Source organism: Marivivens donghaensis (assembly GCF_030410045.1).
Taxonomy (GTDB): domain Bacteria; phylum Pseudomonadota; class Alphaproteobacteria; order Rhodobacterales; family Rhodobacteraceae; genus Marivivens; species Marivivens donghaensis.
Map to the genome: position 1 here is coordinate 1 of NZ_JAUFRA010000007.1, position 16,684 is coordinate 16,684.

Annotated in this window: 16 protein-coding genes; 7 read left to right on the forward strand and 9 right to left on the reverse strand. The window is 54.1% G+C overall.

Features of this window, described 5'->3' with window-relative positions; all coding sequences use genetic code 11:
• Positions 1-142: 142 nt before the first annotated feature.
• Positions 143-1,831 (reverse strand): amidohydrolase, encoded by a 1,689-nt coding sequence (locus QWY83_RS11710; RefSeq protein WP_249946839.1) that lies wholly within the window; start codon positions 1,829-1,831, stop codon positions 143-145.
• 141 nt (positions 1,832-1,972) lie between these two features.
• On the opposite strand from QWY83_RS11710, the gene QWY83_RS11715 reads away from it, so the two are divergent.
• On the forward strand, positions 1,973-3,652 hold the full coding sequence (locus QWY83_RS11715) for a type I secretion system permease/ATPase (protein ID WP_249946840.1): 1,680 nt from the start codon (positions 1,973-1,975) through the stop codon (positions 3,650-3,652).
• On the forward strand, positions 3,649-4,896 hold the full coding sequence (locus QWY83_RS11720; RefSeq protein WP_249946841.1) for an HlyD family type I secretion periplasmic adaptor subunit: 1,248 nt from the start codon (positions 3,649-3,651) through the stop codon (positions 4,894-4,896). Before QWY83_RS11715 ends, QWY83_RS11720 begins: the two co-directional genes overlap by 4 nt.
• 4 nt (positions 4,897-4,900) lie before the next feature.
• Here QWY83_RS11720 and QWY83_RS11725 read toward each other — a convergent pair whose 3' ends face one another.
• From QWY83_RS11725 to QWY83_RS11735, 3 genes are all read right to left on the reverse strand, one after another.
• Positions 4,901-5,905 (reverse strand): Gfo/Idh/MocA family protein, encoded by a 1,005-nt coding sequence (locus QWY83_RS11725; protein ID WP_249946842.1) that lies wholly within the window; start codon positions 5,903-5,905, stop codon positions 4,901-4,903.
• Positions 5,906-6,009: 104 nt separating this feature from the next.
• A complete protein-coding gene (gene aroQ / locus QWY83_RS11730; protein WP_105235945.1) occupies positions 6,010-6,444 on the reverse strand; it encodes a type II 3-dehydroquinate dehydratase in 435 nt (144 codons plus the stop codon).
• A gap of 10 nt (positions 6,445-6,454) precedes the next feature.
• Positions 6,455-7,123, reverse strand: coding sequence for a GntR family transcriptional regulator (locus QWY83_RS11735; protein ID WP_249946843.1), 669 nt, complete (start codon positions 7,121-7,123; stop codon positions 6,455-6,457).
• A gap of 123 nt (positions 7,124-7,246) precedes the next feature.
• Here QWY83_RS11735 and QWY83_RS11740 point away from each other — a divergent pair, with 123 nt between their 5' ends.
• Positions 7,247-7,894 carry a GntR family transcriptional regulator gene (locus tag QWY83_RS11740; RefSeq protein WP_249946844.1) on the forward strand — a complete coding sequence of 216 codons (648 nt, stop codon included), beginning with the start codon at positions 7,247-7,249 and terminating at the stop codon, positions 7,892-7,894.
• A 546-nt stretch (positions 7,895-8,440) separates the two neighbouring features.
• On the opposite strand, the gene QWY83_RS11745 is transcribed toward QWY83_RS11740, so the two are convergent.
• Positions 8,441-9,373, reverse strand: coding sequence for an MYG1 family protein (locus QWY83_RS11745; RefSeq protein ID WP_249946845.1), 933 nt, complete (start codon positions 9,371-9,373; stop codon positions 8,441-8,443).
• Positions 9,374-9,773: 400 nt separating this feature from the next.
• On the opposite strand from QWY83_RS11745, the gene QWY83_RS11750 reads away from it, so the two are divergent.
• From QWY83_RS11750 to QWY83_RS11760, 3 genes are all read left to right on the forward strand, one after another.
• Positions 9,774-10,784, forward strand: coding sequence for a glycine betaine ABC transporter substrate-binding protein (locus QWY83_RS11750; protein WP_249946846.1), 1,011 nt, complete (start codon positions 9,774-9,776; stop codon positions 10,782-10,784).
• Positions 10,785-10,866: 82 nt separating this feature from the next.
• Entirely contained in the window at positions 10,867-11,757 is an 891-nt protein-coding gene (locus tag QWY83_RS11755) for an ABC transporter permease (protein ID WP_105235941.1), read from the forward strand.
• Positions 11,750-12,763, forward strand: a complete 1,014-nt coding sequence (locus QWY83_RS11760) for a quaternary amine ABC transporter ATP-binding protein (RefSeq protein WP_249946847.1) — start codon at positions 11,750-11,752, stop codon at positions 12,761-12,763. Before QWY83_RS11755 ends, QWY83_RS11760 begins: the two co-directional genes overlap by 8 nt.
• A 209-nt stretch (positions 12,764-12,972) precedes the next feature.
• On the opposite strand, the gene QWY83_RS11765 is transcribed toward QWY83_RS11760, so the two are convergent.
• From QWY83_RS11765 to QWY83_RS11775, 3 genes are all read right to left on the reverse strand, one after another.
• On the reverse strand, positions 12,973-13,593 hold the full coding sequence (locus QWY83_RS11765; protein WP_249946848.1) for a cysteine hydrolase family protein: 621 nt from the start codon (positions 13,591-13,593) through the stop codon (positions 12,973-12,975).
• Complete coding sequence (locus tag QWY83_RS11770) at positions 13,590-14,051, reverse strand: MarR family winged helix-turn-helix transcriptional regulator (protein ID WP_249946849.1); 462 nt, start codon at positions 14,049-14,051, stop codon at positions 13,590-13,592. Before QWY83_RS11770 ends, QWY83_RS11765 begins: the two co-directional genes overlap by 4 nt.
• A gap of 128 nt (positions 14,052-14,179) precedes the next feature.
• Complete coding sequence (locus QWY83_RS11775; RefSeq protein ID WP_249946850.1) at positions 14,180-14,977, reverse strand: AraC family transcriptional regulator; 798 nt, start codon at positions 14,975-14,977, stop codon at positions 14,180-14,182.
• Between the two features lie 143 nt (positions 14,978-15,120).
• Here QWY83_RS11775 and QWY83_RS11780 point away from each other — a divergent pair, with 143 nt between their 5' ends.
• Complete coding sequence (locus QWY83_RS11780; protein WP_249946851.1) at positions 15,121-15,477, forward strand: cupin domain-containing protein; 357 nt, start codon at positions 15,121-15,123, stop codon at positions 15,475-15,477.
• Positions 15,478-15,571: 94 nt separating this feature from the next.
• On the opposite strand, the gene QWY83_RS11785 is transcribed toward QWY83_RS11780, so the two are convergent.
• The gene (locus QWY83_RS11785; RefSeq protein ID WP_249946852.1) at positions 15,572-16,684 is read right to left on the reverse strand and encodes a Gfo/Idh/MocA family protein; all 1,113 of its coding nucleotides are present in this window, start codon (positions 16,682-16,684) and stop codon (positions 15,572-15,574) included.

Below are 16,684 nucleotides of genomic sequence, written 5' to 3' on the forward strand. Positions count from 1 at the left end.
GGGTGGAGCAGCCCGGTAGCTCGTCAGGCTCATAACCTGAAGGTCGTAGGTTCAAATCCTACCCCCGCAACCAAAACAAATTCTTCAATACATTCAGTGCCTAGTAACCCCAAAAAAGGGGCTGTCGGCGTTTGGCAATAGCCTAAACGCCCCAAACAATCTGGCCGTCAACAATCGTGGTTCGTGCTTTGGCTTGATCGAGCACGTCGATTGGTAAATCTTCAAGATTGCTGCCCATAATCACGAGATCAGCAAGCATCCCAGCCTTCAGCATCCCTAGTCGATCCTCGTCGAAACCAGCATACGCGCCTCCTGCCGTATAGGCATGGAAGGCTTCGTGGAGCGTGCAGGTATTGTCGGGGCAATCATCTGACAGCTTTGGGCGCGTCATGGCCGCTTTTACGCTGCGCATAGGGTTAATATCGGTGATTGGCCAATCTGAGGAGAAGGCGATTGGTACGTTCGCTTCACGCAGGGCCTTGTCTGGGAAAGCATGTTTCAAGCGAGCTTCACCTACCATTGCTGCCCACGGGTCGCGTGGAAAGTCCATCGCTAGGGGGGGATGTGAAGGTTGGACCGATGCGATCACGCCAAGTTCGGCAAAACGGTGAAGATCGTCAGGATGCATCACTTCGATATGCTCTACACGGTGGCGACTATCGCGCGGGCCGTTGGCTTTTCGAGCAGCTTCATACCCATCAAGCGTTCGCCTAACAGCGGCATCACCGATGGCGTGTACTGAAATTTGTAGGCCGTGTTTGTCCGCTTCAATACAAATTTCGTTAAACCTCTCAGCAGTGTGCAGCGGTTCGCATGTGCTACCGTCACTGAACGGTTCAAACATGAAGGCAGTGCCACTATCTATCACGCCATCCATAAACATTTTGATGCGTCCCGAACGGAGGCGGTCCGTGGAATATCGTTCGCGCATCTCGAGCGCGTCGATAATCGATGAAACCGGTTTTTCAGGGGTGAGGTGAAATGGGACTTCGGTGCGGCAGATGAGTTCCCCGCGCCTCTCCAATTCCCTTAGCAATTCTAATTGATAGAAGTTCCCGTCCATATTGTGGAGCGAGGTAAAGCCAAACGAGGCGCAGTATTCGAGGCCTCTGCGTAGGGTGTCGAGGTCTTCCTCTCTTTCTTCCGCAGTCGGCGGTGTGGAGGGTTCTAAGCCCGCGAAGCCCAAATCCTCGCGTCCGCCAGAGGTTCGCAAGGCTAGGACGGGTGCATATGCGAATTGTTCTCGCAACTCGCCGCTTGCGGTGCCATCGTCGGCCATGACGACTTCACATCCGACTGGCATTTTGGCGCCATATAGGATCCCAGCTTTTTCCAATGCGATTGTGTTTGCCCAAGCCGTATGATGATCGCTGGATAGTAGAATAACGGGTCGGTCGGAGAGAGCCGCGTCCAAATCCTGTCGCGTAGTATGTTTCCCGTCACCGAACAGGTTGTAGTCCGCAGCCTTGCAGATCAGTAGACCTTCAGTCGGGTTAGCATCTGCATAGGCTCGCAGCCGAGGGGCTAGCTGATCCAGCCCCTTAACGCCCGTCAGTTGGAGGAGTTTCAAGCCATATCCGCCCCAAAAAAGGTGCATGTGTGCCTCAACCAGTCCAGGCAGAACAGTGCAACCTTGTGCGTCGATCCGCTTGGTTGTGTGGTCCGCCAATGGCGCAATCGACGTGGCGTTGCCGACGGCGATGATACGATTGCCTTGAACTGCCAGTGCCTCTGCTCGGGGATTTTCTGGATCCATTGTGAGAATGGATGCGTTTTCGATAATCAAATCTGCAATCGGCATTTGGAAACCTGTTGCTAAGGGGTCGATCAAACACTCAGTGAGACGTGGTTTCCTGTCAATACGGCTAGAGCGAAGTGAATTGGGCGCCCTACTTTTCGGCATCGTAATTAATCAGATTTGAACCAAATCGATATTTGATTGGGCCAAGCCAGTCCAATCGCGGAGTGCTCTATGCACGTTTCGAAATTCCCCAATAACCTTCTAAGTCCGCTTTCTCTTTCTTGGCGTGCATTCGCTGTCGTTGGGCTTTTTAGTGCGGTCATCAATCTCTTGATGCTCACGGGCCCGCTGTTCATGCTTCAGGTCTATGACCGAGTATTGATCAGTCGATCGACGGCGACCTTGGGCGTTTTGTTTGCAATTGTCGTGTATTGCTATGTGCTGATGGGGCTGCTGGATATCTATCGTGGTCGCGTGCTCGCCCGCATTGGGGCGAAATTTCAGGCTTCTTTGGATCGCCGTGTTTACGATGCGGTGTTGATGCAGAACCAACCGAGCGAAGAGCTCCGTTCTGTGACGGTCGTCCGTGCGGCATTGGCCTCAGCCGGAACGGGTGCAATTTTTGACTTGCCTTGGGTGCCGATCTTTATCGGCGTCTTGTTCGTGTTCCACCCTGTGATGGGCGGCTTCGCTATATTTGGGGTTGGCGTTGTGTTCGCTTTTGCGCTGGTTAACCACAGCCTGACCGCCTCTCCCCAATCTCGAGAGGCTGCTGAGACGTCGCGCGCTGACGCTCATGCCTTCGCAATTAGCGCGCATAATGAGACCGTTCGTGGGTTGGGGATGGCGTCAGTGTCGGGCGATATCTGGCAGGATTTACGGATGCGGGCGCTTGGTGCCTCGCTGAAGGTTTCGGACGCTGGCGGTGTGGTCACCTCGCTCAGTCGTTCAGCGCGCATGATGATGCAGTCTGGTATGCTTGGCCTCGGGGCCCTTCTGGTCATTCAGGGCCATATTTCAGGTGGGGTGATGGTTGCGGGTTCTATCCTGCTTGGTCGAGCTCTTTCGCCTGTAGAGCAGGTTGTCGCTCATTGGCCCCACATGCAGCGCGCTATTTCAGCGTGGAAATCTTTGGATCAGACGTTGTCGATGACCACGCAGCGCACAATGAGATTGCCTTTGCCCCGCCCAGCAGCACAGCTCGAAGTGACCAATCTGGCGGTTGTCGTAGGACGCCAGAAACGGCCAACGCTCCAAGGTATATCGTTTAAGGCCAACGCTGGAGATGCGATCGCAGTGATTGGCCCATCAGCCGCAGGGAAATCAACCTTTGCCAAGGCCATCGTGGGGATATTGCCTATCGCAATCGGTGATGTTCGACTGGGAGGTGTTGCCTTGAGCCAGTATGATCCAGACCAATTGGGGCGCTATTTCGGTTACCTTCCCCAAGACGCCGCACTTTTCAACGGCACCATCGCACAGAACATCGCGCGATTTACGCCGGATGCCGACCCACAAGCGATCATAGATGCGGCCATGGCAGCGTCGGCGCACGATGTGATCCTTGGGCTGCCCGATGGCTATGACACGGTCGTCGACCACGGCGCGACTGTGCTCTCTGGTGGACAAAAACAGCGGATTGGCCTCGCCCGAGCGCTCTTTGGTGATCCAGTTGCGCTTGTTTTAGACGAACCGAATGCACATCTGGACGATGTTGGAGTTCAGGCTTTGAACGATGCAATTTCGAATGCGCGGAACGCGGGAAAGGTTGTGGTCGTCATGGCGCATCGCCCCTCTGCCTTAGTTGAATGTAATAAGGTGATGATTTTGCGTGACGGTCAAATGCGCGCCTTTGGGCCACGTGATGCGGTGCTTCAGAAATTCGTCCAGCCGCAGGGTATTCCCGCATGACTTTGACTGCTGATTTCTCTTCTGACAGGTCGACGAAACGCGGCATTCAGGTCATCCTGGTTGGGCTAGTTGGCTTTTTAGTCTGGGCAGTTTCTGTCGAAATCGACGGCGCAGTGATTGCATCTGGCCATGTGGAGTACTCCCTTGGGCGGCAGGTCGTGCAGCATCCTGATGGGGGTGTTGTTTCTCAAATCCACGTGCAAGATGGATTGGAAGTGCGCGCGGGCGATTCGATTGTGACACTCGATGGCATTGAACTAGTCGCCCAACGTTCTGTCATTCAGGCGCAATTGGCGACATTGCTGGCCCAAGCGGCACGATTGCGGGCAGAGGCAGTGGGGGCGGCTGCAGTTGATTTTGACGGTCTTCCAGTCGATGCCGGCCAAGACGCAATTTTTGCGGCGGGGCGAGCGGCTCAAGCGCAGGCACACTTGCAGCTCGCGCAACAGCAAGCGAAAGCAAATGCAATTGCGGCGGGGCGGGAGAGGCAGTTGACGGCGGTGCGTACTCAGATCGCGCTCGTTCAGGATGAACTTGTTGCTCAGGCCGCCTTGCTGAATGTTGGGCTGACACAAGCCAATCGGGTCTCCGCTTTGCAACGTGAAGAGGCGCGGCTCGAAGCGCAAATTGCCGAAATCGAAATAGCGATAACCGAAGCGCGAGGTGCCGCCGACGGCTATGTTGCCGAAGGGCTTCGTTTGGAAGCCGCGACCAGAGATGCAGCACGGGCTGAATTAGCGACGACCTTGTCGCGGGTTGAGGAACTACAAGAGCGCTTAGCGTTGATCGAGGCGCTCGTGGATCGCCTCGTTGTTCGGGCGCCCATCGACGGTATTGTCACTGCCCTACAAATCGAAACAATCGGCGGAGTAATTCCATCAGGTGCGGAAATCGCGACGATTTCTCCAATGGGCCAACCGCGCATAATCGCGGCGGAGGTTGATCCAACCCAAATTGATAGCGTTCAATTGGGCCAATCGGTACGAATTCGGTTTCCGACAGTTGATGCAGTCGCCACGCCAGAGGTCAGTGGCGTAGTTCGCTTAGTCTCTCCTGATACCGTCACCGACCAAATGACAGGAAGGGTGGCCTACCGCTTGGAGGTGGCGATAGACGACGACTTGTTCCCGCTTCCTGCAGGAGTGCCAGCCCAAGTGTTTCTGTCGACTGGGCCCCGCACTTTGGCGTCCTATTTGGTTAAACCAATTGCCGACTATTGGGCGCTCGCTGTGCGAGAACGATAGCCTTCTAAAGGTTCGCGATTTCGACTGTTTTCCCAGTCGCGGCGGACCTTTTGATAGCCGTGATCACTTCAACAGCCGCCAGCCCGTCGGCGCCGCTAACCACGGGTTCTGCGGTACCTGCGATAACCTCAGAAAAATGGGAAACTTGCAGAACTAGCGGGTCATCAAATTCGAAGATCGGTTTCGACGCCGAAATGGGGGACCACCAGCCGTTCGGCCCGTCGTGCGTCCAAACAGCGAGGTTCGGAAGGGCAAGCGACCCTTTAGTTCCACCGAGCCAATAGCAGTTTTCACTAGTCGCGGGATAATGCGCATTCTCTCGTGCGGTGAGTTCCCAACTCCACGGTGCCGATGCCGTGTCGCTCACGTTGACAGTGCCTAAAACGCCACTTTCAAATTTCAGCAGAACGACAGCGGTTTCTTCGACCTCGTTCCCACGAACCGCATTGGATTCCATCGCATGGACAGAGGTAATCGGACCGCATAGGGCGTTAAGCAGATCAATGTCGTGGATCAGGTTCAGGTAAACTGGGCCAGCGCCCGCCTTGCGGCGCCAATCGACGTCGAAATAGTGATCAGGTTTGAGGAAGCACGTTTGCGCTTGAACGGTGGTGATGTGACCAAGTTTGCCACTTCGAACGATTTCAACAGCCTTTCGTATCAACGGGTTATAGCGCCGATGATGGCCTGTCAAAAGCGGAAGGCCCGCGGCTTTGGCGGCGGCAAGCACCCTGCGTCCTTCAACTAAATCCGTTGTGAAGGGCTTTTCGACAATAGCGGGAATGCCTGCCTCAACGCATTGCATTGCAGTGACGCCATGAACGGTGTTCGGAACGGCTAGCACAACTCCATCAACCTCGCCCGCTGCAAAAAGAGCCGCAAGATCGGGATGCCACCTGACGCCCAAGCTACTGGCGAATGCTTTGCCTTCGTCTGTTGGGTCCACAATTGCGCAGAGTGTGGCAGCGGGGGACAGCTGCACTGCTTCCGCATGGCGACGTCCGATCAAACCTGCGCCGATACTGCAATTCTTTTGGTCGCGGTGGCCTTCAACTTACTCAAATGACAATGAAAACGCGGCGCTGGATTACCTCTAGCGCCGCGTTTTTAGTTTTAGATCAGTGTTGCAACATGGCTGGTTGCAAGTGTGTAGCCGTTGATCCCGAAGCCAGCCATCACAGCGTCAGCGCGCATGCTGACATACGAATGGTGGCGGAAGGACTCACGTTTGTGCACTTGGCTAATGTGGACCTCGATAACGGGACCTTCGAATGTGTTCAGCGCGTCGAGAACCGCAATGGAGTAGTGGGTCAGCGCACCTGGGTTGATGATGATTGCGGCCGCTTGTTCGCGGGCTTCGTGGATCCAGTCGACGATCTGACCTTCGTAGTTAGATTGCAGTAGCTTCACGGCAAAGCCAGCAGCAGTCGCCACTGCAGAGCAGTTTGCTTCGACATCGTCCAAGGTGTCGCGACCGTAAATTTCCGGCTGCCGTTTGCCCAATAGGTTTAGGTTCGGACCGTTCAGAATGTAGACGGTTTTGGACATGGTGTTCTCCTCACTTGAAATCTTTGGCGCGTTTTTCGAATAGAGCGCTTAGGTCGTTGCCCGTGCGTTCGATATGTCGGGCGAGCAGGGTTGGGCCGAGTTCCGCATCTCGGGCGAGAGCCGCGTCAGCAATCGCGGCGTGTTCGCCAGCCATGTCCCGTCCTGCTCCATCATAGTTCAGGATATTGGCGTATCGTTTGTGGAGATTGCCAAGCATGACGCACAAATCGCGTAGCATCGGCATCGCACATCCACGAATCAGACTTGTGTGGAACAGGTCGTGTGCGGCCGTCTGATTGGTCCCCGTGGTATTATTCATGTGGTGGATCGCAGCTGGAATTTTGCTTTCCCACTCAAGCGTTCCTATCGCTATCGCGTGTTTAAGAGCGAGAGCTTCGAGGTCCGCACGTAGACGAGTGATCTCCAGCAAGTTTGCCATGCCAAGAGGGACGATCCTGAACCCCTTTTTGTCTTCAAATTCAACGAGCCGATCAGCAACCAATCTGGAAATCGCTTCTCGGATCGGTGACAGCGATACGCCGTATTCTTCGCGGAGGTGATCAAGGTTCACCTTCGCTCCGGGCCTCATTTTGCCCGCAATAATAGCGTCGCGTATCTCGTTTGAGACGCGGCTTGCACGGGTTAGTTTGGACGGGTCTTGAAGCGTATCGTGGAGCATTTTTTTGCCTTTAGTTAGACCTGACCATCGGAATATAATCGATTTAGGTCAAGTCTGTTGCACTTCCCAATTACCTGTTTATCCTCCGCTCGTCTGAGGGAAGGCGTAGAGTTAGAGATTTTCATGAGCAAACTTGGGGACGATATTTACCGCGTAATGCGTCACGACATCGTTTTTGGTCGCTTGGATGCTAATTCGAAAATTCGGCTTTCTCACCTCAAGGCAACCTATGGCGCGTCGATCCCGACGCTACGCGAGATCCTGAACCGTCTCGTCTCTGAAGGCTTTGTTGTCGCCGAAGGAAAGCGCGGTCACATTGTGGCGCCCATTTCCAAGGAAGGCCTCAAGGAAATCGCGGACCTTCGCATTCTATTGGAGTGCTACGCTCTTCGGCAGTCACTGGCGGAAGGGACAACGGATTGGGAGGCGCATGTTATTTCGGCGCATTACAAGCTGTCCCAGATGGAAAAGCGTATGCAGTCAGGTGATGACAGCGCACGTGAAGCATGGAAGCAATATGACTGGGAGTTCCATCAGGCGCTGATTTCCGCCTGTGGTTCGACCGAACTGTTGCAAGTCCACGGCATCGTTTTCGACAAATACCTCCGCTACCAAATGCGCCTTCTGACATACCGTGGCGATGTCGCGAGTGCTGAACATAAGGCCCTGCTTGATGCCGCGCTGAATAGAGATGCCGACACGGCAGAATCCGTCTTGCGTGCTCATATCGACGGCGGTGTGGCGCATAGCCTCCAAATTTTCGCAAAGTGAGCCGATGGTCACAGTGCGGCGCTTGAGATGTTATAATCGATTATTTTCGCAAAATAAGATTTATAACGAATTTACATACAAAGTGAATATCGCCTGTTGATTTAGATTTTTTATTTGTCAGCATCCCTCCTGATGCTTCATCTGCCTACATAGAAGCACTGGCATATAAACGGAGGAAAATTTATGCTCCTTACCCTCGCATAAGTCAAAGTTCGGATGCGTCTTTCGACTGTTATGTCCGTCGCCGACCAGCGCGCCGTCGCTGACACTTCTGATCTTTGAAAACTATTTCGCCGATCAGAATGCACGTGGGTCTCTAAACGCAGAAGAAATTGCTCTCTTGAAGGCCGTGAACATCCTCTATGACGAGGATAAAAAGGGGCCTACTATCAGCTTTATAGCCCCCCATACGGCAATGGCTTCTTCTTCGAAATTATCCAGCGCAAAGTTGAGTATGCGGGCTATGGCGCACCAAACGCATCCTACCGGACTGCCGCGTTGAAACGGCTCGCCCGCGATATCCACATCCCCAAAGTGTGAGGCGGATTAGAGGCCGATTGTCTTTTCGGCCTCTGCCACCGCTATGGCAGCCATTTTCTGAATGGCCTCATAACTGTTGGCCACGGCGATAAAGCGTGCGTTGTGGCAGAACTTCGCGCCTTTGACACCTGACGCGAGTTCGAGCGCTTCATCAGTCAATCCAGCCCAAGCGGCGGGTAGATCGGCGCGTTGGTCAAAGGTGTCAGCCGACATTTTGATTCCGTTAATCGCCCAATCGTCATCGCGTGGATGGATCACAAAGAGCAAGTGATCCGCGCCGGCTTTCTCGACGGCTGATCGATATGGCATGCCCATTGGCAGTTCGAGCACCTTTGAAGTCCCCGCTTTTTCTATCGCGTCACGGACCATCGCTTCGGCTCGGTATTTTGCGACGACGTTCTGGATGCGGGCTTCGACGAAGGCGCGTGCGATGGGAAGGGCCGAGCGGAATGCATCATCGTCTGCTGTTGGGGAACGGTCGTCGAATATGGGCTTCAAGCTTTCGAGGAGCACAGGAAGCGTAAGGCCCGAGAGCGGTCCTGCAACCGAAGGCGCGACGGCACCATTGTCCAAAAGATCGATGGGCAGGACGAAACTCTTATCAAAGCTGGCGAACACCTCCTCGATCATCGTGTCGGGAACATCCATTGCCGCGAGGTAGTCGCGCCCATACTGTGCCCAAATCAGACCGAATGAGCTGTAAGGCTGACCGTCGTCGCGCAATGGGTTCGGGCGCTGATGGTGGTCAAAAATCTGCGCGACAGCGTCATAGTCGCGGCCCACATCGTAGATGATTTTCGACGGGGCAGGGGTGATCCACGTTTCATCACGGCTCCGCACCAGTTCGGCTTGTGGGTACAAGCGGGTCAGGATGACAGACGACAGAAGTTCGTCGGCATGAAAGCCGCCAGAGTGCGTAACGAGGTGGGTGATGGTCATGGATATGGGCTCTTGCAAAGGAACCCTCGGATACACCGAAAAACGACGTCACTTCCATGGTCTATTTTCTGTGACGGCGTTCGAAGCAAAAAACATCCGAGCCAAACGCCGATGAACTGTCGGTCAATCGAGGGGATTTAGCCACAGAAGGTGCAGCCGCTGTCCTGCCAATATCGCTATAGTAAGGGGCAGTTCTGCTCGAGGGCATTTGGGTAGCGCTCTCCCTCCAGTGTTGGCTGAACAAGTTCATTTGGGAAAGTCAGTTTACATACGGATCAGCGTATGTTCTGTTTGCGACATGCGTGGTCGTATTTTTGCATCTGCAGCATTTCGACTTCGTCTCAAGAGGGGCCGTAACGGCGACCCTTCAAAATGAAATATGACCAGGGAGACTGGACCGTTGAAATTCAAGACACTTAGCACAATCGCTGCCATCGGACTCACCGCGGGCTTTGCAAATGCGGCAATGGCCGAAGAATGTGGCTCGCTGACTATGGCAGAAATGGACTGGGCTTCGGCCGAGTTCATGGCAAACGTCGATAAAATCGTTCTCGAAGCGGGCTACGGCTGTGATGTCGAACTTATCCCGGGTGCAACGACGACTACTTTTGCATCTATGAATGAAAAGGGTCAGCCTGACGTAGCTGGCGAACTCTGGATCAATGCTGTTCGGGATCCGCTGGCCGCTGCAATGGCCGAAGGGCGTCTGCATTCCGTCAATGGCGGCCCGATTGATGGGCTCGGCGAAGGTTGGTGGGTCGATCCTAAATTCGCAGCTGATCACCCTGAAATTACTACTGTCGAGCAACTCCTCGAACACCCAGAGTTCTTCCCTTACGCCGAAGATGAATCGCTCGGTGCGTTCATGGGTTGCCCTGCGGGTTGGGGTTGCCAGCTGTCGAACGCCAGCCTGTTCCGTGCCTTTGACATGGAAGAAAAAGGCTGGACATTGGTTGATCCGGGTTCCGCAGCTGGCCTTGACGGGTCCATCGCCAAAGCGGTTGAGCGCGGCGAATATTGGTTTGGCTACTACTGGGCGCCGACTGCGGTGATCGGCAAATACCAGCTCCAGATGTTGGACTGGGAAACCCCGTGGGGTGGTTCTGAAAACTGGGACGGCTGTATCGTGAAGCCCGAACAGGAATGCCTCGATCCGCAGCCGACGTCCTACACCGAGTCCGAAGTGCACTCGGTCATCACCGATCGCCTGATGAAAGAGGGCGGCTTGGCTGTTGATTACCTCGGCACACGTGTGTTCCCGGGTGAGGTCATGAACGCCATGCTCGTTTACATGACCGAAAATCAGGCCACTGGCGAAGATGCTGCTTACTACTTCTTCGAAGAGTACGAAGACCTGTGGAGCGGTTGGGTCAGCGCCGAAGCTGCCGAAGGCATCAAGTCTGAACTTTGATCACTGAATAGACGAAAACATGCGGGGGGCCTGTGCCCCCCGTTTCCCATTCATGGGTATAATTTGGGACTAAGGACACAGAATGGAATTCTTGCTGGAATTTCCCGCACTTGGCCGCCGCACATTGAGCGGCATGAAACAGGCGGTTGATGAGACGTTCAAAGCGTTCTCTCGCGCGTATGGCGAAGCACTCGAAAACTTTTTCGACCCGCTTCTGCAATTTCTAATTTGGCTGGAAAAGCTGCTCTTGGCGGCACCGTGGCCGATCATTCTGTTGATCGTCGGTGGCCTGTCGTGGCTGGGTTCACGGTCGTGGAAGGTGACGATCGGAGCCGTCGCGGCCTTTGTTGTGATCGGCATTTTCGACATGTGGGAAGACACGATGGCCACGCTCGCGATCATCTCGGTCGCGACACTGGTGTGCATCGTGGTTGGGATTCCGCTGGGCGTCCTAATGTCCCGATCTGACCGCACACAAGGCATCATCACGCCCATCCTTGATGTGATGCAGACCATCCCGTCATTCGTTTATCTGATCCCTGTCGTGATGCTCTTGGGCATCGGCAAGGTTCCCGGCCTTTTGGCCGTCTGCATCTACGCGCTTCCGCCAATCGTTCGCCTGACAAATCTCGGAATTCGTTTGGTGGACAAAGACGTGCTCGAAGCGGCCGATGCGTTCGGCGCGTCACCGCGGCAGAAACTGCTGGGGGTTCAGGTGCCGCTGGCCCTGCCAAATATTTTTGCTGGCATCAACCAGACCATCATGATGGCACTGTCGATGGTTGTGATTGCCTCGATGATTGGTGTCAAAGGCCTCGGTGTGCCTGTGCTGCGCGCAATCTCGAACCAATACCTCGCGCTGGGCCTGATGAACGGCCTCGCCATCGTTGCATTGGCTATCATCTTTGACCGCGTCACGCAGAGCTACGGTAAACGTCTACAGGCATATCGACAGGGGCACGGCAATGACTGAGACCAAAGTCAGCATTAAAAATCTCTACAAAATCTTCGGCAAATCGCCCGAAAAAATGTTGCCGCTGGTCCAAAAAGGATTGTCCAAATCGGACCTTCTAGACCAGCATAACCACGTTCTTGGGATCGACAACGTGTCGCTCGAAATCCCTGAAAAGCAAATTCAGGTGGTGATGGGGCTTTCGGGATCTGGGAAATCCACCCTGATCCGACACATCAATCGATTGATCGAACCCACGGGCGGGGAAATCCTGATCGACGGCGAAGACGTTTTGGCGATGTCCGAAACCCAACTGCGCGACCTACGTCGGAAAAAGACGTCGATGGTGTTCCAGAAATTCGGTCTTCTGCCGCACCGTCGAATTGGCGAAAACGTCGCCTATGGCCTGAACATCCAAGGCGTCCCCGAAGACGAAGCGACCAAACGTGCACGTCACTGGATCGATCGGGTTGGATTGACTGGCTACGAGGACCATTACCCAGGGCAGCTATCGGGCGGTATGCAACAGCGTGTCGGTCTGGCCCGAGCATTGGCGACGGACGCAGAAATCCTCCTGATGGACGAAGCCTTCAGCGCGCTCGATCCGTTGATCCGTTTTGATATGCAGTCGATCCTTCTCGAACTTCAGGAAGAACTGCATAAGACGATCATCTTCATCACTCACGATCTGGATGAGGCACTCCGCCTTGGTGAAAACATCGCCATCCTTCGGGACGGATCAATGATCCAGCAGGGTGACGCGCAGGAAATTGTGCTCAAACCTGCGGACGACTACATCGCCGACTTCACCAAGGATATTAACCGCGCAAAGGTCATCCAACTGCGTGCCTTGGCGAAACCAGTGGCGAGCTTTGATGGGCCAACCTTGCGTGGCGCGACGGTTTTGGACGAAGCGCTATCCCCCCTTGCGCAAGCACCAGATCAAACGGTTGGCGTGGTGAACAGGGCTGGTGAATTGCTCGGCGCCGTCACACTGACTGACGCAATTGAGGCGCTGCACGGTTAATTCAGTGGCCCTAAGGGGTCCCATCAGCGGTCCGATAAAGCGCTAATCCCCAGATTGCATTGATATTTATCAGATAATCTGGGGGTGCTATCTGTCGCTACATGGCAACCAGCCCTTCGCTAGGTTGGGCGGACTGTGGGGTCACTTCTCCAGAGCGGGTCAGTAGAGCGGGCAGTTTCTTCTGGTCACTTTCTAATACTAATGCCCGCTCAGGAAAAGACGACACCGGCCGACGACATCCGCATTTCAGAAACGTCAGTTGGTCCAACCGCGAGAGTTCCATGCTTAATGACGGTGACGTCATAGCCTCTGTGTCTGGCGGCCAGCGCTGTCTTTTGCACACAATAGTTTAAATCCAGACCAACGAGACGCAGCGAGCCGACGTTAAGACGCTCTAAAAGAGCATCAAGCTCGCCTGTTTCAAATGCATCCTGCAAACGCTTTACAATCACATGTTCAGGACACGACGCGAATGGCCTCGCGAGTTCTGTCCCTTCACTGCCTTCTAGCGCCTGGCCTTTCATCGTGAGCTTCGCCAAGAATTTTGTTGAAGGGATCGACCATTCCTGACGGACCGCAATAACAGGATGGTTCTGTGCCCGAGCCGCTGCGACCTCCTCAAGAATGACGTCGGCAGCAGATTGCTTTGAAGTGTCCGAATAGGGGCCGCGATCCCAGAAAACGGATTGAAGATCAATCAGCAGGAGGGCTGATCCGCTACGTCGCCCTATGGGTTCCCCGACACTGACTGAGCCAATGCGTCTTATGCCATTGCCGAGCCAAAGTATGAGGAGAAGGACCGCAGCACCAATAATATACCCTGCTGTCATTTTCGTTCTCCGGTCCGTTTTTGCAAACCGTCCACCACAGAAAGTATAACCTTAAGTGCGGTTGCAATATCTTCCGTGCTGAGGTCTTCGCTCATTTCCTGCATGATCTGCATCTCTTTAGAAAGGATATCTTCGATGAGCGCGCTGCCCTGATTGGTCAACGTCAGGATAGGCGAACGCTTATGGCGGGGATTTGGACGTTGCTCAATGAAACCTGAGGTCAGCGTTTCGTTGCACATGATTTGGACGTATTGCCGCTGGATATCGAGCCTTGCCGCAAGTTCCGGCACGGTCTGCTCTCCGTACTTGTGCAGTATTTCGAGAACGGCGCGCATACGGACGGTAAGGTTGGTGCCAGTCAAGCCATTTTCAACGCAGCCTTCCGCAGCTTGCATCAAGGGGCGTGACATCCAAATCAGTTGGTGGAGTTGTTCTGCTTTCATATTGACATTATGCATGTCATTTTGACAAGTGCAATGTCAAAATCGGGCAGGACTGACGTGGTGTATCGTATTGTATCGAATAACGTAGGCACAGTGCGGTCATGCGGCGGCCTTTGTGACGATCAAACGAAGGTTGGCTTTGATCAATTATTGGTTTTTTGAACCAATCGTCGCCACTGACCCGGTGAAATCCCAAAGCCTGCTTTGAATTGCCGTGTCATGTGCGCTTGATCAGAAAATCCTGCACGAAGAGCCGCTTGGATCAGAGGTACACCAGCTGCAATGTCGCCACGCGCCTGATCTAGTCGGCGCATTGTCAGATACCGATACGGACTTGTTCCATAGGCTCTCCGAAACTGGCGCGACAGCGCATACCTGTCCAAACCAGTGATTTTTTCTAGCTCCTCCGATTGAACAGCCTCGCTAAGGTTACTTTCCAAGTATTCTTTGGCGCGACGGGTGGCATTAAAGTCGATCAAAGACCGGGTCGTTCGACGAGCGGATGCATCATTCGCAATCAACCCATCCGCCAGCAACACTGTCAATTCATCCATCGCGACCGTTTCAAGAGACCTGTCCATATCGGTAAACGCGGCATGGATAGCTCGCATCAACAGTGGATCAGTTAGAACAGCGTCACGCAGAAACGGAAGTGCACTTGCGCGCTCCGCCAGAGCGTCGCGCACCAACGAAGGTTCGACGTATAGCATTCGGTAGTGAAAGCCAGCTTCTGTCCCCGCCTCGCCCGTATGAATTTCGTCGGGATGAAGAACAATCACTTGGCCTGCGACACTGTCACTACGAGCACCACGATAGTCAAAGCTTTGGACGCCCTTAATTGTGTAGCCAATCGAATAGGTATCATGGCGATGCGGGGCGTAGGCCTCGCCAGAGAAATAAGCCTCGATCCTCTGGATGCCAGTTTGCCAAGGAGCGGTCACGACCCAATCCGTCGCGCACGATCGTTCAAGACCCGGCGTCAAGTCTTGTGATGTTATATCCTTGGATCGTCGTTCGTTTTGGATGGAAAGTCCCTCACCAGCTTCGAAAGTATATTGGAACACCAATTAGAAGGAAATCGTCAATGAATTCAGTAAATCTCGCAGAGAAATTATCTCAATTCTCAACGCATTGGGACCCGCATGTTGTCGCTGACTACAACGAAAACGAGATCATGGTGGTAAAGCTCATGGGTGAGTATCCATTCCACAAACACGACAACACCGATGACTTTTTCTATGTTCTGGAAGGTGAGATGCAGATGGATATCGAAGGGGAACCGTCGCGCACTGTAAAGGCGGGTGAATTGTTTGTTGTGCCCAAAGGCGTGGTTCATCGACCGAGGGCAGAATCCGAGGTGAAGGTACTTCTGATCGAACCGAAAGGGGAACCTAATTCAGGCGATTCAGATCGTGAAGCTGCGCCAAAAACTCGCATCTAAAACGTTGCGGCGGGATGGCCGGTGTTCGTTCCCGCCGCAGCTTACTGTAAATGCGGTCAGGTGAGAAACCTGACCGCAATTCACAAGGTGTAGGTTAAGTGCCCATGATTTCGGTCAGTGAAACAGTTCGATGTTCACGCATAGAGATTTGTGCCGCCATTCCCATCAAGATAGCCATTTTCCCGTCGTTCAAACTCACCTCCGGAGCGTTCCGTTCGCCACGGACGAGTTCAAGGAATTTCTGATGTTGGTAGAAGGTCGATCCGTTATGATCTCCAGCTTCTAGCAACGTCGGATCGACAGGTATTTCGCGCAATTCAGGACCCTTTGGTGCACGAGGACTGACGATCAGTTGGGGGATCGGCGGCTCGCCCAAATGCTCGGGCCAGAACCGTCCCGGTCCCGGCACCAGCGCCTCTACTTTGCCAGCGGGTCCGACGGCGGAAATTTCTTCCTGATATCGCGACCCTTCGGCGAACATGCAGAGTTCCAGCATTGCGCGCACGCCGTTAGCGAAATCGACAATCACATAGCCATTGTCGAGGATATCAGGCGTTTCACCTGCATAGGATTCTTCGAGGTGGTTGGCATCCTGACCACCTGACGCCATCACGCGGATCGGTTCAGACTGTATCGCGAGGCGCATCAGGTCAAAGAAGTGGCAGCATTTCTCGACGAAGGTGCCGCCTGTGTAGCGATTAAAGCGGTTCCAATCCCCCACCTTTTCCAAGAACGGAAAACGGTGTTCACGAATGGTTAGCATTTTTACTCCGCCAGTCGCGTCGTCCAAGCACTCCAGAAGTGCAGCGACTGGTGGCATGTAGCGATATTCCATCGCGACCCAAACTGGTGCGGGATATGTTTCGATAAACGTGTTTAGACGCGCAAGGTGGTCTGGGTCGGTGAAGAGCGGCTTTTCCACGAGAATTGGTACAGGCCGCTTTGCGCCAATCATCTCGAGCTGCTCGATATGACGGAAGTTTGGGCTTGCAATCAGAATACAATCGAGGTGCTCGGCCTCCAAAAGCGCGTCGATACTATCGACAAATTTGGCATCGGGTGCGAATTTCGCGGCCTCTGCTTGCATGCCTGTGTCAGGCTCAAAGATTACGGACACCTTCGTATCGGGCAAGAGCGCGATATTACGGAGGTGTTCCTGACCCATCATGCCGCAGCCGATGATGCCGTAGTGCGTGGTGGTGGACAT